At 57.7% G+C, this 18,986-nt stretch carries 17 protein-coding genes; 6 read left to right on the forward strand and 11 right to left on the reverse strand.

From position 1 onward, the window contains the following. The first annotated feature begins 15 nt into the window (after window positions 1-15). Genes Q0C28_RS10015 through Q0C28_RS10025 form a run of 3 tightly spaced genes read left to right on the forward strand, consistent with a single transcriptional unit; the run spans window position 16 to window position 2,894 of the window. Complete coding sequence (locus tag Q0C28_RS10015; protein ID WP_293575312.1) at window positions 16-630, forward strand: glutathione S-transferase family protein; 615 nt, start codon at window positions 16-18, stop codon at window positions 628-630. A gap of 10 nt (window positions 631-640) precedes the next feature. Continuing rightward, window positions 641-1,693 carry a saccharopine dehydrogenase gene (locus tag Q0C28_RS10020; RefSeq protein ID WP_293575314.1) on the forward strand — a complete coding sequence of 351 codons (1,053 nt, stop codon included), beginning with the start codon at window positions 641-643 and terminating at the stop codon, window positions 1,691-1,693. A gap of 58 nt (window positions 1,694-1,751) precedes the next feature. Next, entirely contained in the window at window positions 1,752-2,894 is a 1,143-nt protein-coding gene (locus Q0C28_RS10025; protein ID WP_293575316.1) for a saccharopine dehydrogenase family protein, read from the forward strand. An 88-nt stretch (window positions 2,895-2,982) separates the two neighbouring features. Here the strand turns inward: Q0C28_RS10025 and Q0C28_RS10030 are convergent, their stop codons facing one another. The 7 genes from Q0C28_RS10030 to Q0C28_RS10060 form a co-directional block, all read right to left on the reverse strand. After that, entirely contained in the window at window positions 2,983-3,306 is a 324-nt protein-coding gene (locus Q0C28_RS10030) for a DUF3775 domain-containing protein (RefSeq protein WP_293575317.1), read from the reverse strand. A gap of 171 nt (window positions 3,307-3,477) precedes the next feature. Beyond that, the gene (gene rmuC / locus Q0C28_RS10035) at window positions 3,478-4,863 is read right to left on the reverse strand and encodes a DNA recombination protein RmuC (protein WP_293575318.1); all 1,386 of its coding nucleotides are present in this window, start codon (window positions 4,861-4,863) and stop codon (window positions 3,478-3,480) included. A 33-nt stretch (window positions 4,864-4,896) separates the two neighbouring features. Beyond that, window positions 4,897-6,861, reverse strand: coding sequence for a DNA mismatch repair endonuclease MutL (gene mutL / locus Q0C28_RS10040; RefSeq protein WP_293575319.1), 1,965 nt, complete (start codon window positions 6,859-6,861; stop codon window positions 4,897-4,899). 87 nt (window positions 6,862-6,948) lie between these two features. Continuing rightward, window positions 6,949-7,878 (reverse strand): metal ABC transporter permease, encoded by a 930-nt coding sequence (locus Q0C28_RS10045; RefSeq protein ID WP_293575320.1) that lies wholly within the window; start codon window positions 7,876-7,878, stop codon window positions 6,949-6,951. Further along, entirely contained in the window at window positions 7,875-9,080 is a 1,206-nt protein-coding gene (locus tag Q0C28_RS10050; RefSeq protein WP_293575322.1) for a metal ABC transporter permease, read from the reverse strand. Before Q0C28_RS10050 ends, Q0C28_RS10045 begins: the two co-directional genes overlap by 4 nt. Window position 9,081: 1 nt before the next feature. Further along, window positions 9,082-9,927, reverse strand: a complete 846-nt coding sequence (locus tag Q0C28_RS10055) for a metal ABC transporter ATP-binding protein (protein WP_293575324.1) — start codon at window positions 9,925-9,927, stop codon at window positions 9,082-9,084. A gap of 12 nt (window positions 9,928-9,939) precedes the next feature. Continuing rightward, window positions 9,940-10,944, reverse strand: a complete 1,005-nt coding sequence (locus tag Q0C28_RS10060) for a zinc ABC transporter substrate-binding protein (RefSeq protein WP_293575326.1) — start codon at window positions 10,942-10,944, stop codon at window positions 9,940-9,942. Window positions 10,945-11,165: 221 nt separating this feature from the next. On the opposite strand from Q0C28_RS10060, the gene deoC reads away from it, so the two are divergent. Genes deoC through Q0C28_RS10075 form a run of 3 tightly spaced genes read left to right on the forward strand, consistent with a single transcriptional unit; the run spans window position 11,166 to window position 14,791 of the window. After that, the gene (gene deoC, locus Q0C28_RS10065) at window positions 11,166-12,155 is read left to right on the forward strand and encodes a deoxyribose-phosphate aldolase (protein ID WP_293575327.1); all 990 of its coding nucleotides are present in this window, start codon (window positions 11,166-11,168) and stop codon (window positions 12,153-12,155) included. Window positions 12,156-12,170: 15 nt separating this feature from the next. Further along, entirely contained in the window at window positions 12,171-12,449 is a 279-nt protein-coding gene (locus Q0C28_RS10070) for a hypothetical protein (RefSeq protein ID WP_293575329.1), read from the forward strand. A 5-nt stretch (window positions 12,450-12,454) separates the two neighbouring features. Beyond that, window positions 12,455-14,791, forward strand: a complete 2,337-nt coding sequence (locus tag Q0C28_RS10075; protein ID WP_293575331.1) for an aldehyde dehydrogenase family protein — start codon at window positions 12,455-12,457, stop codon at window positions 14,789-14,791. A gap of 96 nt (window positions 14,792-14,887) precedes the next feature. Here the strand turns inward: Q0C28_RS10075 and Q0C28_RS10080 are convergent, their stop codons facing one another. The 4 genes from Q0C28_RS10080 to lspA form a co-directional block, all read right to left on the reverse strand. Further along, window positions 14,888-16,207 (reverse strand): pitrilysin family protein, encoded by a 1,320-nt coding sequence (locus tag Q0C28_RS10080; RefSeq protein WP_293575333.1) that lies wholly within the window; start codon window positions 16,205-16,207, stop codon window positions 14,888-14,890. Beyond that, the gene (locus tag Q0C28_RS10085; protein WP_293575436.1) at window positions 16,204-17,511 is read right to left on the reverse strand and encodes a pitrilysin family protein; all 1,308 of its coding nucleotides are present in this window, start codon (window positions 17,509-17,511) and stop codon (window positions 16,204-16,206) included. Before Q0C28_RS10085 ends, Q0C28_RS10080 begins: the two co-directional genes overlap by 4 nt. Window positions 17,512-17,882: 371 nt before the next feature. After that, the gene (locus Q0C28_RS10090; RefSeq protein WP_293575335.1) at window positions 17,883-18,398 is read right to left on the reverse strand and encodes a DUF3035 domain-containing protein; all 516 of its coding nucleotides are present in this window, start codon (window positions 18,396-18,398) and stop codon (window positions 17,883-17,885) included. Between the two features lie 54 nt (window positions 18,399-18,452). After that, the gene (gene lspA / locus Q0C28_RS10095) at window positions 18,453-18,935 is read right to left on the reverse strand and encodes a signal peptidase II (protein WP_293575337.1); all 483 of its coding nucleotides are present in this window, start codon (window positions 18,933-18,935) and stop codon (window positions 18,453-18,455) included. Window positions 18,936-18,986: the final 51 nt, after the last annotated feature.

Here is an 18,986-nt window from a genome sequence, read left to right on the forward strand (position 1 = left end):
CCAAAGGGGCATCACATGCAGCTTTACTACGCGCCGAAAACCATATCCGTCGCCGTCGCCATAGCGCTTGAAGAGGCCGGGCAAACCTACGAAGCAATCGGCATTGATTTCGCAGCCAAAGAACAGACCGGAGCGGCCTATGGGCAAATCAACCCAAAGGGCCGTGTGCCAGCGCTTGTTGTCGATGGGGGTATCCTGACGGAAACCGGCGCTCTGTTGGAATATGTCGCTGACATCGCCCCACAGGCCCAGCTCAGACCCGATGATCCAATCCTTCAGGCGCGTATGCGGGAGGTGATGTTCTATCTGGCATCAACCATGCATGTGAACCACGCCCACAAACTCCGGGGATCACGGTGGGCGAGTGATCGCTCCAGCTGGAAAGACATGCAAAAGATGGTGCCCCAAACAATGGCCGCCTCTTGCGAGTACATCAGCCAATATGGGTTGCGCGGCCCGTTCGTCCTCGGCGAGCAGATCAGCCTGGCGGATCCATATCTCTATGTTGTGTGCACTTGGCTCGAAGGTGATGGCGTTGATCTGTCTGACTTCCCAAAAATCGCCGCCTTCATGACAGCCATGGAGCAGCAGCACTCGGTTCAGGCCGTGACCGAAAAAGGCATGCTGTGAGGACTTCAAAATGACACATCTATGGGTTCGGGCCGAACAACGCCCCAATGAAGAACGGGTCGGGCTGACGCCTGAGGGCGCAAAAACATTGCTTGATGCAGGCATCAAGGTCACCATCGAAAACAGTTCTGCCAGAGCCATCCCGATGCACGGCTACATCGACGCTGGCTGTGAGATCGCAGAAGAAAATTCATGGCCCGACGCACCAGAGGATGCCATCATCTTTGGGCTGAAAGAGCTACCCGAAGACGGCACCGCCCTGCCCCATCGCCACATCATGTTCGGCCACGCCTTCAAAGGGCAGCACTCCGGAAAGGCCCTGCTGAAACGTTTCGCGGCAGGTGGTGGTACGCTCTACGACCTTGAATACCTTGTTGATGATCAGGGCCGTCGCGTCGCTGCCTTTGGGTATTGGGCTGGCTACGCCGGGGCCGCCGTCACGCTCAAGACATGGGCAGCACAACAGCGCGGCACGCTCTGCGGACCTGTTGGTGTCTACGGCGGCAAAGATGCCTTGCTCGCGGAACTCGGCTCAGAATTGGACGCGTTGAAAAAGGACCGGCCAACCGCGATCGTTATCGGCGCATTGGGCCGTGTCGGCACGGGTGCGGCAGATCTATGCGAAGCGATGGGCGTTCCGGTGACGAAATGGGATATGACCGAAACCCAACGCGGCGCACCGTTTCCCGAAATTCTGGCGCACGATCTGTTCCTTAACTGTATTTTTGCCCGTCCGGGCACACCAGTTTTTGTCCCTCAGGAGGCCCTGACTGCGGACCGCACACTCAGCGCGATTGGTGATGTCGCCTGCGATCCTGACAGCGATTACAATCCCGTGCCGATCTATGATCGCGCCACCGATTGGCAAGCCCCCGCCTTGCGCGTTGCGGATGCGCCGGTGTTGGATGTGATGGCAATCGACAATCTGCCATCGATGTTGCCTGTCGAGAGCTCGCAGGACTATGCCGCACAACTTTTGCCTTCCTTGTTGACGCTTGGCGATCTCACAACTGGGGTTTGGGGTCGGGCAGAAGCCACTTTCAAAGAAAACATGCGCGATTGAAAACCGCTAGGGCGGTCGCTTCAACCGCAGCCGCAAAAAGAAAAAGGGAGAGAGAAACATGACAATTCACTGGTGCGGGACCGGTTTGTCCGCAATTCCCGGATTGCGCCGCCTGCTGGATCTTGGCCATGATGTGGCCGTGTGGAACAGAACACCTGAAAAAGCGCGCGAGGCGGTTGGTGATCTGACCAACAACATCCACACATTCAGTATTGCGAACCTTGGCCAGATGCTCAGCCCGAAAGACGTGGTCGTTTCCATGTTGCCGGGCGATTGGCATGTCGAACTTGCCGAGCTTGCCATCGCACAAGGCGCCCATTTCGTGTCTTCCTCCTATATCGCCCCAGATATGCGTGCGCTGGATGAGAAGGCAAAAGCTGCAGGTGTCTGCCTGATCAACGAAGTTGGCCTGGACCCCGGTATTGACCACCTGATGGCCCATGCCCTCGTTGCCGACTATGTGGGCTCGAGCGAATTTGACGCGGACAATGAGCTGAGCTTCATTTCCTACTGTGGCGGTATCCCGAAAACCCCAAATCCGTTCCGCTACAAATTCAGCTGGTCACCGCTCGGCGTGTTGAAAGCCCTACGCTCCCCATCGAAATCCATCCGCGATTTCAAAGAGCGCAATGTGGCCCACCCTTGGGATGCGATTTCAAAATATGAAGCTCCGCTGCCAACACCCGAGAGCTTTGAAGTCTACCCAAACCGCGACTCGCTTCCCTTCATGGCGCAGTATGAGTTTGCTGAGAACTGGAAGGTAAAGGAGTTCGTCCGCGGCACCTTGCGGCTCACAGGGTGGTCTGACGCGTGGTCAGATGTCTTCAAAGAAGTCGAAACCCTCGAAGGTGAGTCCGGCGAGGCGCGGCTGAAGGAAATGTCGGACACGTTCTGGGTAGAAAACGCCTATGACGAAGGAGAGCCGGATCGCGTGGTGCTCTGCGTCGGTCTCAAGGCGGAAAAGGCCGACAGCACCATCTGGCACAAGACCTATGTTATGGACGCATGGGGAGACGACCGCGGAACCGCGATGGCGCGATTGGTTTCCTATCCTGTGTCCTTTGCCATCGAAGCCGCGATGAACGGGAAATTTGCACCCGGTGTTCATGCCGCCCCCAAGGATATGTCTCTTGTCGACAAATGGATGGGCGACATTGGGCAGCTGGCACAACATTTGGACATCGTCGACCACACCGCCTAACGCGGTGTCTGCCGCTTAGGACATTTGTCACTGAGGCGTCCGGACCACCGGGCGTCTTTTCAGGTTTGGGGCCGCAAGCGCAGCATTTTTAGCGCCCCATCACATCCTGTTCAGCAGCTTGCACATCAAGCCCTAGGGCCTCCAACCCGCTTTCCAGATTGTCGGCAAGATGCGGAGTGCCAATCAGGTAGTCCGCTGTCGGAATTGTTGCCTCTTCCTTGGCAGTCTGGATGGCGTCTCGCAGCTCTTCAACTTCGAAACTGCCACGGCCGACCCACATAATCGCGACCAACTCCGCTTGTTGATCTTCGCTCATCCGGTCGACAAACGCTCGAAGCTCGGCCTCTGCCCGTTCCAGCTCTCTGGCCATCAACGCGACCTGAGCGACTTTCCGAACACTGATTTCCAGCATGGTTCCACTCCTTCCGTTCGCCAGACAAGTATAGCAAAAACAGGATCTCACTGCATGTCATTGATCTGGGACAAAGGCATAGTCTTCACAGTGGATCCCGTCCCTGCCACGCTCCAATGCAACCAGGGTCTCCGCGTCGGCACCGATCGCAGGCGTTGACACCTGGCGCAGTCAGCCGTCGTGATCCAGAACGGCGACCTGGCGCGGTTCCGTTTCAACCGGCTCCGGCGCCTCAAGCTCCGCCCCTTTTGCAACCACACCCATGGTTTCAAACTTTCGAGCTGACGGCAGAACACGTGTTTCCAAAGATCCAACCACTTTGTTGTAGTTGTTCACAGATGACGACAGCGACCGCCCAACAGCCGCCAGATTTCTGGCAAACACCGACAGACGGTCATGCAGTTCTTTGGCGGCTTTTTGGACGGCCACGGCATTTTCGGCCATTTTCTCCTGCTGCCAGCCATAGGCAACCGATTTGACCAACGCCATCAACGTGGTCGGCGAGGCAATCAAGACACGGTTGTCAAAAGCATACTCAATCAGCCCAGGATCCACCTCTGCGGCGGCGGAGACAAAGGTCTCTCCGGGAATGAACATGACGACGAAGTCAGGCGTGCTGTCCAAAGCATCCTGATAAGACTTCGATGCCAGTTGCTTCACATGGGTGCGCACGTGGTGCGCATGTCGCTGCAAGGCCGCATGTTGCAGATCCGGTGTTTCCGCTTCGATAGAGTCCAAATAGGCCTCAAGCGGTGTTTTGGCATCTACCACGATGCTCTTGCCGCCAGGAATGCGCACAATGGCATCCGGCCGTTTCAACCCCTCGTCAGACGCAAAAGATCGCTCCAACTGAAAATCGACATGTTCTGCCATACCCGCCATTTCGAACACTTGGCGGAGTTGCATTTCACCCCATCTGCCGCGCGTTTTTGGTGCGCGCAGCGCTTGCACCAGCTTGCGGGTCTCTCCACCCAGCGCAGCCTGGCCGTCTGCGAGATGTTTCACCTGCTCTTTGATGGCACCATAGGCTTCATTGCGGGCCTGCTCGATCTCTTTGATCCGGTCTCCGAATTGGCCCAACTTCTGATCCAGCGGTTTGACCAAATTCTCGATGGCCGTCTGCCGTTTGGTCAGCTCGTTTTCTGCGGCCTTGCTATGGGCCTGAAACCGCTCGCTGACCAAGCCCAAAAACGCCTCGCTGTTCTGTTTCAAAACGCCAGAGGCCAAAGTCCCAAATTTATGCTCCATCTGCTGGCTTGCATACTGCAGTTCCTCAAGCCGTGCCGCATGTTCTGCGCGCAGAGCCTGAATCTGGGCCTCTGCCTGATATCGCGCGCTGCGCTCGTTCTCGCTGGTCCGACGGAGAGTCGCCAACTCATCCGAGAGCTCGGGGAGACGCGCAGCCTCCGACTGCAGGACAGCGGCATGGCTGCGCAGGTCGCTGTATCGGGTCTCACTGCGGCGCAACCGGGACTGAGACTGCCACAGCAAAGCCGCCAAAACGACCACCAGGCCCGCCAAAGCAAAGACCACCCATTGCGTCTGGTCAACTAGCACTGCTCATCCTCCCTATTTTGGGGGCTTTTGTTTTCAGCTGCGCCCGAAAAGGCGTTCAATATCAGAGAGCTTCAGCTCTACATAGGTTGGCCGTCCGTGGTTGCATTGACCGGAATGGGGCGTGGCTTCCATTTCGCGCAGCAACGCGTTCATTTCCTCTCCGCGCATCCAGCGGCCCGACCGGATCGATCCATGGCAAGCAACCCGACTGAGAATGGCTTCGATCTTTGCCTGAACAAGATGGGTTTCACCCTGGTCGTCCAACTCATCCAAGATGTCTTTCACCAACGCCTCTGCATTGACCGTGCCGAGGATTGCGGGCGTTTCACGAACCGCAATGGCGCCGCCACCAAAGGCTTCGATCCCAAGCCCGAACTGATTCAATTGCTCTGCAACGGCCAATATGCGGGCACAGTCATTTTCGCTCAGTTCGATGATTTCAGGGATGAGCAAAGCCTGCGCAGCCACTCCGGTTTCAGCCATCTGACGTTTCAATTTTTCGTAGACAAGCCGTTCATGCGCAGCATGTTGGTCAACAATCACCATCCCATCTTGGGTTTGCGCAATGATATAGTTTTCATGCACCTGGCCCCGTGCCGCCCCAAGCGGCAAGGCCTCAGGTTGTGGATCGGCCGGCAGATCTGAAACACGCGCATCGTTAGCGGTTGGACCGTAGGATGTTGGACTGCCGGCTGTGTGACTGTCGTGTTGCGAGGGCGCCGACGGATCGATCACCCGCCCGCTATATGAGGCTCCAAGCTCAGCAAAGCCGCTAGGCGCCGAATCCAGACCATGCTCGGAAAAGGGCGCTTGCGCCGCATAGGACATGTTGCGTGACGCGGCAGATGGGCGATCCATCTGGTAGATCCGTGGAGTTGCCTCCTGGCCCGTCGGTTCTGGTCGCATCGCCCCCAACGTGGCACCCGCAACCGTCGAAGACGCGCGGTGGCCCGCCTCGGCCAAAGCGTGACGCAGGCTGGAGACAATCAAACCGCGTGCAATGCCAGGATCACGAAACCGCACTTCGGATTTTGCGGGATGGACATTCACATCAACAAAGGTGGGATCACAATCGATGAACAACGCCGCCGCCGGGTGGCGATCCCGGCTCAAAAAGTCAAAATAGGCTGCCCGCAGCGCTCCGGTCAGCATTTTATCCTTAACCGGTCTGGTGTTCACAAACAGATATTGCGCGACGGCTGCCCCTCGGGAGTAGGTCGGCAGCGCCGCATAGCCGTACAGCCTGACGTCCTCGCGTTGGGCGTCAATCCGCAACGCGTTTTCCGCAAAATCCCGACCCAGAATAGACGCCAAACGCCCGTGCAACGCATCAAACAGGTCGCCGTTCATAGGATCCGCACGAAAGGTAACACGCCCCTCACCACCGCCTGAGACGTCGCGCAGAGTGAACCCAATCGACGGCTCCGCCATGGCCAGGCGTTTTACCACATCGCCAATTGCCTGGCTCTCCGCCCGGTCACTGCGCATGAACTTCAGTCGCGCAGGCGTCGCAAAAAACAAATCCCGCAGTTCGATAACGGTCCCCTGACGAATGGCCGCTGGTTTCACCGCACTCATCTGACCACCGGAGACATCGATCTGCGCCGCATCATGACCAGCCGCCCGGCTCTTGATGCTCAGCCGTCCGACAGCGCCGAGACTGGGCAGAGCTTCACCCCGAAAACCGAAGGTATGGATGTTCAACAGATCCGAACCATCAATTTTGGACGTTGCATGGCGAGACAAGGCCAGCGGCAGATCATCGGGACGCATGCCACATCCATCGTCGACAACGCGGATCAGCGTTTTGCCGCCATCCGCGATATCAATGGAAATCCGTGTGGCGCCGGCATCAACAGCATTCTCCACGAGTTCCTTGACCGCCGAAGCAGGCCGTTCAACAACCTCACCCGCCGCAATCCGGTTGATTGCGCTGTCGTCAAGTTGACGAATAACGGGAGAGGTCTTTTCGCGGATTTTGGGGTCTGCTTGTGCCATGAAACAAGATTTAGCATGGGTCCAGAGTGATGCGCCAGCCGCAATACAAGGACCATATCAACCCGTGAGCCGGCAAAATCTACGCGCTCACACTCCCGCTGGGGAGCCCGCACGGTGTCGACAGGGCCCAAAAACCGCTGCAATGGCCAACAACACGCCCGACACTGTCGCAATCATGCCCGCCGCGCTGACGGCATCCGCCGCACCCACCCAAAGCGGCCCGTAGCCTGCAAGAACATAGCCAAAAATCGCGGACACAATGGCGAAAGCAACGCTCCAAAGGACCTGCCCTTCCAAACGGTTCGTCATCATCCTGGCCGCGGCAGGGGGACAGATGAACATCGCGATGACAATGATGGAACCCACGGCATCAAACGCTGCAACCGCGGCGATGGCAGACACCACCACGAGCGCCAGGCCCAGCATGGTCGTGCGCACCCCAAGAGTTCGGGCAAAACTCTCATCAAAGGTAGAAATCATGAGCGGTCGCCAGAACACACCAATGAACAGCAGAACCCCAACCAGCGTGAATGCCATGCGCGGCAGTTCTGGTGGCAAATGCCGCAGGGCATCGACGTCCAGTAGGGACTGCCACCCTACGGCATCAAGCCAGATCAGGCTTTCAAGATTGCCATAAAGCGCGTGTTCCACGTCCAAATGGACGCTGGAGGTATCTGTTTGCTCCAACAGCAAAACGCCACCTGCAAACATCGTGGTGAACACAACTCCCATTGCAGCGCCCGGTTCAATCCGGCCCAGACGTCGGATCAACTCGATCAACACAACCGCAACCAGGGCTGCCGCTGCAGCACCCAGCATCATGGGCCACGCCGCGATCAAACCTGTGAACAAAAACGCCACGACAATGCCGGGCAGCACCACATGGCTGATCGCATCCCCGATCAAGGCCTGCCGCCGCAGCAACAAAAAGTTCCCGGGCAGCGCGCAGGCCACAGCGGCGCAGATCCCAATCAACAAGGGTGTCAGCGACAGCGGAACAAACTCTTCGCCCATCATGCCAGCACCTCTCTTGGCGTGCCAATACGGCGATCCAGATCCCGAATTTGATCGTCCGTCAACACAGTTTCGATTTCACGCAAACCATCGTAGAGCGCTGCAGTGGCCTCCAGGCTTTGGTCTGCCCTCACAAGTGCCCAGCGGTGTTCATCTCGCAGTGCTTTTGCCGCCCGCGCGACCCCGGTTTCCGTTGCCACCCCATCCGCGCGCAACAGACCATGCCGTCGCAACAACCGCAGCGTAAGCGGTTCATAAATTACCTGCCCCTGGGCCAACGCCAACAACCCCTGGCGCAAGTGCACCTGCCGCTGAAACCTGACATGACGCATCACTGCGGCCAAAACACCACGGTTTGGTGCAAACAGTAAGGACAGAGCAAAGAGAGCAAAGCTCACCAGCACAATGATCGGACCAGTCGGTAGATTGGGAGCAGAGGCTGATAGAGCCGCGCCGATAAAGGCCGCGAGCGCGCCTGCGATGCCTGCAAACACAACGACAAGGTCCGATCGCTCGGTCCAGAAACGTGCCGTGACCGGCGGAATGATCAGCAGCGCAACAATGAGGATCAATCCCACAACTTTCAGCCCGACCACAGTAACGGCCATCACGAGCGCCATCATCAGCATGTCGATCTGCGATACGGAGATCCCACGCGCGGATGCATATTCCGGATCAAACGCCACAAGCGTCATGGGACGTCGCATAAGAAGAATCACAAGTAACGTCGCTGCGCCACCCGCCGCAATGATCAGCGCATCATTCCACAACATGCCCGCGGTCGAGCCAAGCAAGAACCCCTCCAGGCCAGCTTGACGACCAACGCCCAGGCTTTGAATAACGGTGAGGATCACAACGCCAAAGCCGAAAAAAACCGACAAGACCGCACCGATTGCAGCATCCTCAGCCAATCTGGTGTTGCGGGTCAGCCAGTTGAGACACCACAATCCGATCCCGGCAGAGACTGCAGATCCGATCAGCAACCCAATGAGATTCCGGCCATCGCCACCAAATGCAACCATGATCAAGAACGCCACGCCCACACCCGGAAGGGTCGCATGACTGATCGCATCACTGACCAAAGCGCGTTTGCGCAGAAACAGGAACGTCCCGGTGATTCCAGCCGAGGCCCCAAGCAACGTGGCCCCGATGGCAACGAGGGACGCGTTGTAACCAAGCTGCAGAAGCAGCGCATCCAGCAACATCTTAGGTAGCTCCGACCTGCGAGGTATGAAGTGCCGCAGCCGCGCCCAACTGGTCCACTTGTGCAGTTGCCAATCGCCCGCCATAGGCTGCTTGCAAGGTTTCAGCCGTGAACGCCGTCTGCACCGGGCCTTCCGCAATCTTGCGGGTGTTGATCAAAAACACATTGTCAAAGTAGTCCGCGACCGTTGCAAGATCATGATGCACCACCACAACGGTCTTGCCCTCTTCGCGCAGCTGCTTGAGCACCGAAATGATCGCCTTTTCCGTTGCGGCATCGACGCCAGCAAAGGGTTCGTCCAACACATACAGATCTGCCCCTTGCGCCAAAGCGCGAGCGAGAAAGACCCTTTGTTGCTGGCCGCCGGACAATTGCCCGATCTGCCGGGTTGCGAAGTCGGCCATCCCAACCCGCTCCAGGCATGTCCGTGCCGCTGCACGGTGGGCGCCAGTGATGCGCTTCAGCAAGCCGAGCTCCCGGTAAAGCCCCATCATCACCACATCGATAACGCGGGTCGGAAAATCCCAGTCCACGCTGGCCCGTTGCGGGACGTAGGCAATACGGCCACGCTGCGTCTCCAGCGCGGCACCAAAGACATTCACCCGCCCCGATAGCGCCGGTACAATACCAAGAGCGGCCTTGAGCATGGTGGATTTGCCCGCACCGTTCGGGCCGACAATGGCAGTCATTTTGCCCGCTTCGACAGTCATATCGACGGAGAATACCGCGGGCTTATCCCCGTAGCTGACCGTCAGGCCACGAATGGTCAGCGGCGCGTTGGCAATGCGGGCTGCGTCAGCCTCCTGCTCGGGAGAGATGCCATTTTCGCGCGCCAGAACGACAGTCATACCAATGCCCTCTCACAAACCAGCAGCGGAGAGGCGGCCGGACATACCCTTGGTTGGCACCTCCGCGCCAAGCGCGCCGGCAATGGTGGTGATATTGTGGTCCAGCATGCCAACATACGTCCCCTCATAGGTGCCTTCCTCCCCCATCGCGTCGGAGAACAGTTCACCACCGATGCGCACCTCATGGCCCTGCGCAGCTGCACCCTCGATCAATGCACGTACCGATCGATCAGAAACAGAGCTTTCGACAAAAACAGCAGAGACCTGGCGCTCAACAAGCATGTCCACAAGCGTGCTAATCCGGTTCAATCCCGCCTCAGACTGTGTCGATATCCCTTGGATGCCCATGACCTCGAACCCGTATTCACCGCCGAAATACCCGAAGGCGTCATGCGCCGTGACCAACACACGGTTGCTGGCCGGGACCTGGGTCAACACCTCTTCCCCATAGCTGATAAGCTGATCCAGCTCTGCCATATGGGCGGCTGCGTTGGCAGCAAACACATCTGCCTGTTCGGGGCGCACATCAGAGAGCGCTTTTTGCACCTCAGCAACCACGTCCTTCCACAAGGCAGGTGTCATCCACACGTGCGGGTCGAATTTGTCTGCATATTCATCATGCCCCAAGAGCCGATCTTTGGAGAGCCCTTCAGCGACTGCAACAACAGTCCGCTTGCGCGCGAGATCATGGAAAAACTCTTCCATCTGCGCCTCCAGATAAAGGCCGTGCCACAGGACCAGATCAGCCCGTGTCATTGCCACGATGTCTGATCTGGTTTGACGATAGGCGTGAGGATCAACGCCAGGGCCCATCAACGCCTTAACCTCAACAGTGTCCCCGCCCACTTGGCGCGCGGCGTCAGCGATCATCCCAGTGGTGGCCACCACTTTCAGTTTTGCCTCGGCGGTCGCCGCCGCTGGAAGGGTCAGAATTGAGAAAGCCACCAGTGCGACAACCTTAAAATGCCGCCCAACACACTTCAAAAGCGCTGCGATATTATTGGCGTTCAACCACATGGAGACCATCCTCTTACTTAAAATCTGACCTCAATAAGAGCGCTCCACGGTCAGCTGTCAATGAAATTGCGACTTATTCGCAAAAAGAATTGCAAATCAGTCGCAATTGCATGAATTTTTTGTCCAAACAGTCAAAAATTTACCCGCTCAGCCCTGCCTTCGCTTGCCAACCTGGAACCGTCGTGCGATTTTCGCACCAAATTCCAACAAGGATTCCCGGCATGGAAAGCCAAATTGCAGAGCACACCGCGCAACTGCCGCAGGTGGGCGAACCTCGTAATCCCGGCATGGCGCTGGATCTGGACTGGGCGCTCGGCGTCGAGGCCAACACCTCCGCGATCGAGCGCCGGTGCAGCACATTGTCCGGCCGCCGTAGCGTAAAGAAAGACTATCAGGCTGCCTGGCTGCTGAAGGCCATCACGCTGATCGACCTGACAACGCTGTCTGGCGACGACACCGCCGGTCGCGTCCGTCGGCTATGTGCCAAGGCGCGCCAACCGGTGCGTGCAGACATTCTGCAGGCCCTGGACATGGGGCCTATCACCACCGGCGCTGTCTGTGTTTATCATGACATGATCGAAACGGCCGTTTCGTCGTTGAACGGCAGCGGCATCCCAGTTGCCGCTGTTTCCACGGGGTTCCCAGGTGGCCTGTCACCATTTCACCTCCGACTGGCAGAAATCGAAGAGAGCGTGAAGGCCGGGGCCAAGGAGATTGATATCGTGATTTCTCGCCGCCACGTGCTGTCCGGAAATTGGCAGGCGCTTTACGACGAAATGAAGGCCTTCCGCGCGGCTTGTGGTGATGCACATGTCAAGGCGATCCTGGCAACCGGCGAATTGGGCACCCTGCGCAATGTCGCGCGCGCATCTTTGATCTGTATGATGGCAGGTGCAGACTTCATCAAGACATCCACCGGCAAAGAAAGCATCAACGCCACCCTGCCCGTCAGCTTGGTGATGATCCGTGCCATTCGCGACTATCACGACCGCACAGGCTACCGTGTCGGCTACAAACCCGCAGGCGGGATCTCCAAGGCGAAGGATGCTCTGGTGTATCTGTCGCTGATGAAAGAAGAGCTGGGGGATCGCTGGCTGCAGCCCGATCTGTTCCGCTTTGGGGCGTCCTCTCTTCTGGGCGACATCGAACGCCAGCTCGAACACCACGTGACAGGCGCCTATTCCGCCGGGTACCGTCACGCCATGGCCTAAAGAACGGAGAGGCAGATGCCATCTGAATGGGTCGTCAGTGCGATCTTTCTCAGTCTCTGGATCGTTGCATTCCAGTGGCGGCGATGGCGTCTGCGTCTTGAAGCATCCGAATTGCCGGAGGCGACGCGTGATCTGCTGGGGCCAGCGCCCTATTTCACGCCGCCCCCGCGCGATCACCTCACACCCGAGCTGATTCAGTTCGCCCGGTTTCACCGCAAAAGCCGCTTGCCGGGGCTGATCCTGCTCTTCCTTTATCTGACAGTCTTTGTCCTGTCGTTCCCAACCGGACAGTAATCGCGATGACCGTAAAAGAGATCTTTGAAACGATGGACTATGGCCCCGCCCCCGAAAGTGCCGCCGACGCTCTGGCCTGGCTGGTCGACCAAGGAGCGCGCTTTGGCCATTTCATCAACGGCGAGTTTACCTCTCCGACCGATGGCTTCGACAGCAAGAACCCTGCAACAGGCGAAACGCTGGCCTCGGTGAGCCAAGCCACACAGGCTGATATCGACGCTGCAGTCTCCGCGGCGCGCAAGGCCCAGGGTAAATGGGCCGCTTTGGGCGGCGCAGGGCGTGCCCGCTATATCTATGCCATCGCCCGGCTGATGCAAAAGCACGCGCGTTTGTTTGCGGTGTTGGAAACCATGGACAACGGTAAACCGATCCGCGAAAGCCGCGACATCGATGTGCCGCTGGCCCAACGGCATTTCTACTATCATGCAGGCATGGCCCAGTTGATGGAAAGCGAACTGCCGGACCGCGAGGCACTGGGTGTTTGCGGGCAGATCATCCCCTGGAACTTCCCACTGCTGATGTTGGCCTGGAAGGTCGCCCCCGCCATTGCGATGGGCAATACAGTGGTGTTGAAACCCGCTGAATACACCTCTCTGACGGCTCTGCTGTTTGCCGATATCTGTCGCCAGGCGGGGCTGCCCAAAGGTGTCGTGAACATCGTCACCGGGGATGGCGCGGTTGGCGAGATGATCGTGAACGCAGAGGTCGACAAGATCGCGTTCACCGGATCCACCGCGGTTGGTCGAAAAATTCGCGAAGCCACAGCAGGCAGTGGAAAAGCACTGACCTTGGAACTCGGCGGGAAGTCTCCCTACATCGTTTTCGATGACGCCGATATGGACAGCGCAATCGAAGGCCTCGTGGACGCCATCTGGTTCAATCAGGGGCAAGTCTGCTGCGCCGGGTCCCGCCTGTTGGTGCAGGAAGGTATCGCTGATCGTTTCCACAAGAAACTGCGCGCCCGCATGGATAAACTGCGCGTTGGCAACCCGTTGGACAAATGCATCGATGTGGGTGCGATTGTGGACCCCGTTCAGTTGAACACGATCAGTCAAATGGTGGCCGCAAACGCGGCAGGCACCATGCATCAAGCGCGCGTTTCCATGCCTGAAACGGGCTGTTTCTATCCGCCAACACTTGTTGAAGGGCTCGCCCCCTCCGATCCATTGATGCAAGAAGAGATCTTTGGCCCGGTGTTGGTTTCGACCACGTTCCGCACCCCTGCGGAGGCCGTCGAACTGGCGAACAACACCCGCTATGGTCTTGCGGCAACCTTATGGACCGAAAACGTCAACCTGGCATTGGACATCGCACCCAAATTGGTCGCCGGTGTCGTTTGGGTCAACGCAACCAATCTGTTTGACGCAGCCGCAGGTTTTGGCGGCACCCGCGAAAGCGGCTTTGGCCGGGAAGGTGGCTGGGAAGGCCTCACCGCCTACACCAAACCCAAAGGCAAAGAAAAACCGCTGGAGAAAATCACCGGTTTCGCGGGCGAAGGAGCACCCGTTGATGCGGTTGATCGCACTGCGAAGCTATACATCGGTGGAAAACAGGCCCGCCCTGACGGTGGATACTCCAAAGCGATCTATGGCAAGTCCGGTGCCTTGCTTGGCCATGTCGGCCTTGGCAACCGTAAGGATGTCCGCAACGCCGTCGAGGCAGCAGCCAACGCGAAATCCTGGTCCAAAACGACCGGGCATCTGCGTGCTCAGATCCTCTACTACATTGGCGAAAACCTCTCCGCACGCGCCACAGAATTTGCCGAGCGGATTGACGCAATGACTGGCAAGAAATCTGGTGCTGCCGAGGTTGAAGCCTCGATCCAACGCCTGTTCACGGCGGCAGCCTGGGCCGACAAATATGATGGTCAAGCGCACGGAGTACCGATCCGCGGTGTCGCCTTGGCGATGAAAGAGGCGGTTGGCGTGATCGGCGCACTCTGTGCTGATGAGGCACCGTTGCTGGGTTTGGTGTCTGCGATGGCCCCTGCTATCGCAATGGGCAACCGTGTGGTGCTCGCCGCCTCCGAAGCTTATCCGCTGGCCGCAACTGATTTCTACCAGGTTCTGGAAACGTCGGACGTTCCAGCTGGGGTCGTGAACATCCTGACGGGCACCCACACAGAGCTGGCTGCGCCGATGGCATCGCATATGAACCTCGACGCCGTGTGGAGCTTCTCCTCCTCGGATCTGTCTGCCGAGATTGAAAAGGCGTCTGCGGGCAATCTCAAGCGGACCTGGGTCAACGACCGTGTGGCCACGGACTGGTCCACCGATCAGACCCGCCGCTTCCTGGAAGCCGCAACAGAGATCAAGACCATCTGGATCCCCTACGGCGAGTAAGCGCCTGCAGAGCAGGCGAAATAAAAAGGGCGCGACCGGGAATGGTTGCGCCCTTTTCTTTTGATAATCTCTAACAAGGACCAGGTAGTCGGTCAGTCAGTTGGTGGATTGCAGACCTTCTGGTCGGCCAACGATGACAAAATGCAAATTGTCCGGCAGCAGTATTTCTGCAGCGACGCGGTTCACATCTTCCAATGTCACAGCGTTCACCTTGTCGTTCCGTGTCTCGACATAATCGATTGGAAGGTCGTCCATCTGCATGCCCGCAAGGATAGAGGCGATGCGGCTGTTGCCGTCAAATCGCAAGGGATACGCCCCCGTCAGATAGGTTTTTGCATCAGCGAGCTCTTCGGCCGACACGCCGTTTGCGGCCAGTTTCGCCCATTCGGTTTGGATCACTTCGACCGTTTCAGCCATTTTGCTGTTATCGGAAGCAACCGACCCCATGTAGACCGCTGCAAGATCCCGCGGCACGAGATAGCTGTAGATCCCGTAGGTCAGCCCCCTCTTTTCTCTCACTTCGGTCATAAGGCGGCTGTTGAAGGATCCACCGCCCAAAATCTGATTAAGCAGAAAAGCTGCAAAATACCGCGGATCATCCAGATCAATGCCGACATGCCCAAACAAGGCAACAGATTGCGGCGTGTCATAATCGATGATCGTTATTCCCCCATCGATCGTGACCTCAGCCCGCTCTGGAATAGCGCCACCCTCTTTCGGCAGATCCCCAAGGAGCGTATCAAGCAACGCACCCAGCTCCTCTGCGGTGATGTCACCGACCGCGCCGACAAACAACCGATCAGCGGCCAGCGCTGCCTCATGCGCATCAAACATATCCTGCCGCGTCAGGGCAGATACCGTTTCGATGCTACCCTCGCCATTGGACCCGTATGGGTGATCGCCATAAGCGATCTGAGAGAACTGGCGCCCCGCGATTTCGTTTGGGTCCTTCTCATCGGATCTAAGGCCCGCGAGCACCTGCGCCCGAACGCGGTCTAACGCGTCCTGGTCAAACCGCGGCTCATGAATTGTCTTGCGCAGAAGATCCACTGCAGCGTCGCGGTTTTCAGTCAAAAACTGCGCAGAAATCGATACCGTGTCGCGGTTTGCATCGTAAGAAAAACCAGCCGCGAGACTTTCAAGTTCACGCGCGAATTCCTGTGCGGACAGGTCCCCGGCACCTTCTTCGAGCAGACCGGTCATCAGGTAGGTCGCACCGCGTTTCTCTGCCTGATCCAGCGAAGTGCCCCCGCGGAACCGCAACTCCAACGCTGCAAAAGGAATGCTGTGGTCTTCCACCAGCCAAGCGACGATCCCACCCGGCGACACCACTTCCTTTATCTTGATCTCGGCCCAGGCGGGCAAAGCCAGCAAACAGAAACTGAACGCAGCGCAAATGACGCGAAACGGGCTCATTGGCTCACCTCTTCTTCCTTCATCATCCAGCCTGTCACCGACACTTCCGGGCGCAGGCTTTTCTTCGCGGCTGCGATGATTTCATCTGCCGTCACCGATTGCAGGATACGGGGCCAGGCCTGCACATCTTCTACGGTCAAACCGGATGTCAGCGCCCGACCATACCGGTTTGCGATCCCATCAACATTGTCACGGGCATAAATCTCAGATGCGCGCAGTTGCAGTTTGAGCCGTTCCAGCTGCTGCTCATCAACACCTTCTTCGATAAAACGCACCAAGGTTTCATCCAATGCGGCCTCCGCCGCCTCGAGCGAGACATCCGCGCCGGGGACAACAAGGAAGTTGAAGGTAGTGTCGTCCAATGAAACACCGGAATAAAATGCGCCGGTGTAAACCGCGAGCTGTTGATCGAACTGCAACGCGTTGGTGAGGAATGAGGTGCTGCCACCTCCCAGCAATTCAGCCAGCAGATACAAGGCAGCCGCTTCTTCCTGCGCGCCACTCTGGCGAGAGGGAACAAGGTAAGAGCGCTGCACATAGGGCTGCGCCACCCTCGGATCCTTGAAGGTCAGCCGCCGCGCGGCAGATTGGGGCGGCTCCTGCGTCCGCTCTCGCACCGGAAGGTTCACGTTGGCAGGAATTTTGCCGTAATGCTCCTCTGCCAGGGCGCGCACATTGTCAGGGGTCACATCGCCAGACACCACCAAAATGGCGTTGTTTGGTGCATAATACGTGTCATAGAATGACAGCGCATCCTCCATGCTCAGCTCTTCCATTTCGTGACGCCAGCCGATAATCGGTTGACCGTATCGGTGGTTCAGAAACTGCGCTGCATTGAGTTGTTCGCGGAACAAGGCGCGAGGTTCGCTGTCGGTCCGCTGGTTGCGTTCCTCCAGGATCACCTCGCGTTCGGTTTCAATATCACGAGGCGTCAGCCGGATGTTCACCATCCGGTCGCTTTCCATCTCCATCATTAGACCAAGACGATCCGCAGCCACCCTCTGGAAATACGCCGTGTAGTCATAGCTGGTAAATGCATTATCGCGTCCGCCATTGGCCGCAACCGTGGCGGATAATTCACCCGATTCGAGGTTATCTGTCGCCTTGAACAGCAGATGTTCGAGGAAATGTGCCACCCCGGATTCACCAATCGGCTCATCCGCAGAGCCTGCCCGATACCAAACCATATGCTGCACCACCGGGGCACGATGATCTTCGATCACCACAACTTGCATCCCGTTTTCCAACTGAAACGTGGTGACCAAGTCGGATGCAACAAGCTGGACCTGACCGGTATCCGCCATCGCGGGTCTGACAAAACTGCCGATACCCGATGACACCCCGGTCTGCTGAAGCATTGACTGCGTGGCCATGGTCACGGCGATAACAGCCGCTGCACGGGTGATCCGATGGATCATATGGCGTTCTCCTCTTTCAAAACAGACCACAGACTGCCGTGAACTGTCTTGTTCGGTTGGGATCGTTGATCTTTTCATCTTCCACAGCGCTGGCCCGGTCATAGCGAACACGCACCGGCGCTGTGACGTCCGATGCCCACAAGGTAGGCGCGGTATTGTGGTTTTTCAAATGAAGCTGACTGCGAGATATCTCAAGATAAATGGCTTTATCGTGATCGACTCGTTCTGATCGCTGCAGCCGTTCCCGGCGAAGTCGCTTATTCTGCGGGTGGTGCTGACGGCTGCTCGAACCCTGCGCCGCTAAAAATGGCGCTAACCTCATTGGGGCGGATCGCTTCACGCTTGTAGGCTTCCTGATACCGATCCACAGGGAAGAGCTTGAACCGCGCGGTCCGATTTTCACGCTTGCGCTTTTTGGCGTCCAACGCAGCCAGGTCTTCACGTACGGTTGCCTCAACACCATAGCGGCTTGCCGCGGTCACCAGCGCACCATCGCTGGTTGGGATACCAGCCCCAGCTTCCAGCGCGGCGGGTCGCCCACCAAGAGCCGCGACAGCCTCACCTTTGGGATTGCGGTCGGTCAGATTGGCTTGGCCAGGTGTCGGTACAGGCAGCGTTTCATAGTTGGTCGGCTCAGCCAGAGGTTTGGCAGGCAGGATCAGAAACTCATCAGGACCGGTGCCAGCCGGACGCAGATCGCGCAAGCCTGTTTGACCACAGGCGGACAACGCGACACCAGCAACCATAACCATCACACCAAAATGGACCCGCATGACCCGATACTCCCGCCTGTTCGCTTGTGTGTTTAGCCGATTTACCTGCCAAGGTCACGCAGGGTTTTTCTGGCGGCCGTCGAACCAGATCAGACCCGCTGCGCCAGCAAAGATAAACACATCCGCCACGTTGAAAACAAAAGGATTGTTGATGCCGCAACACGATGTGTTGAGAAAATCCAGAACATAACCGAAGACCACCCGATCCAGCACATTGCCCAGCGCCCCTCCGATCACAAAACCGGCTGAGATCTGCATGGCGCGGGCATCCCGCGGCAACCGCAGGATCCACACAGTCAGACCAACGCAAATGGCCAGCGAAACCGCAATCAACACCCAACGGGTTGTGTCGGTCCCACCTCCGAACAGGCCAAAATTGATGCCGGTGTTTTCGCCATAGCGAAACCGCAACAGCGGCGGTAACACATCAATCGAAAACCGATTGGCGAGATCCATAATCTGGATCACCCAGATCTTTGTGATCTGATCAGCCAAAAACGCGAAAATTGCTGACCAGATCAGTGCTTTTGCCCGCATATACTCGCTCCTCTGGTCTATGCTCCGTGACCCGCGCCCAAAGGGCGCAGG

Origin of the sequence: Phaeobacter sp. (assembly GCF_022825805.1) — a bacterium.
GTDB lineage: Bacteria > Pseudomonadota > Alphaproteobacteria > Rhodobacterales > Rhodobacteraceae > Phaeobacter.

Bases quoted from the DNA above. Each gene is read 5' to 3' on its own strand.
- Q0C28_RS10045 (WP_293575320.1), bottom strand. From the start codon at position 7,878: ATGATGGGCGAAGAGTTTGTTCCGCTGTCGCTGACACCCTTGTTGATT.
- Q0C28_RS10015 (WP_293575312.1), top strand. From the start codon at position 16: ATGCAGCTTTACTACGCGCCGAAAACCATATCCGTCGCCGTCGCCATA.
- Q0C28_RS10055 (WP_293575324.1), bottom strand. From the start codon at position 9,927: ATGACTGTCGTTCTGGCGCGCGAAAATGGCATCTCTCCCGAGCAGGAG.
- Q0C28_RS10090 (WP_293575335.1), bottom strand. From the start codon at position 18,398: ATGCGGGTCCATTTTGGTGTGATGGTTATGGTTGCTGGTGTCGCGTTG.
- Q0C28_RS10060 (WP_293575326.1), bottom strand. From the start codon at position 10,944: ATGTGGTTGAACGCCAATAATATCGCAGCGCTTTTGAAGTGTGTTGGG.
- Q0C28_RS10075 (WP_293575331.1), top strand. From the start codon at position 12,455: ATGACCGTAAAAGAGATCTTTGAAACGATGGACTATGGCCCCGCCCCC.
- Q0C28_RS10050 (WP_293575322.1), bottom strand. From the start codon at position 9,080: ATGTTGCTGGATGCGCTGCTTCTGCAGCTTGGTTACAACGCGTCCCTC.
- Q0C28_RS10030 (WP_293575317.1), bottom strand. From the start codon at position 3,306: ATGCTGGAAATCAGTGTTCGGAAAGTCGCTCAGGTCGCGTTGATGGCC.
- Q0C28_RS10025 (WP_293575316.1), top strand. From the start codon at position 1,752: ATGACAATTCACTGGTGCGGGACCGGTTTGTCCGCAATTCCCGGATTG.
- Q0C28_RS10020 (WP_293575314.1), top strand. From the start codon at position 641: ATGACACATCTATGGGTTCGGGCCGAACAACGCCCCAATGAAGAACGG.
- lspA (WP_293575337.1), bottom strand. From the start codon at position 18,935: ATGCGGGCAAAAGCACTGATCTGGTCAGCAATTTTCGCGTTTTTGGCT.
- mutL (WP_293575319.1), bottom strand. From the start codon at position 6,861: ATGGCACAAGCAGACCCCAAAATCCGCGAAAAGACCTCTCCCGTTATT.
- deoC (WP_293575327.1), top strand. From the start codon at position 11,166: ATGGAAAGCCAAATTGCAGAGCACACCGCGCAACTGCCGCAGGTGGGC.
- Q0C28_RS10080 (WP_293575333.1), bottom strand. From the start codon at position 16,207: ATGAGCCCGTTTCGCGTCATTTGCGCTGCGTTCAGTTTCTGTTTGCTG.
- Q0C28_RS10085 (WP_293575436.1), bottom strand. From the start codon at position 17,511: ATGGCGGATACCGGTCAGGTCCAGCTTGTTGCATCCGACTTGGTCACC.
- Q0C28_RS10070 (WP_293575329.1), top strand. From the start codon at position 12,171: ATGCCATCTGAATGGGTCGTCAGTGCGATCTTTCTCAGTCTCTGGATC.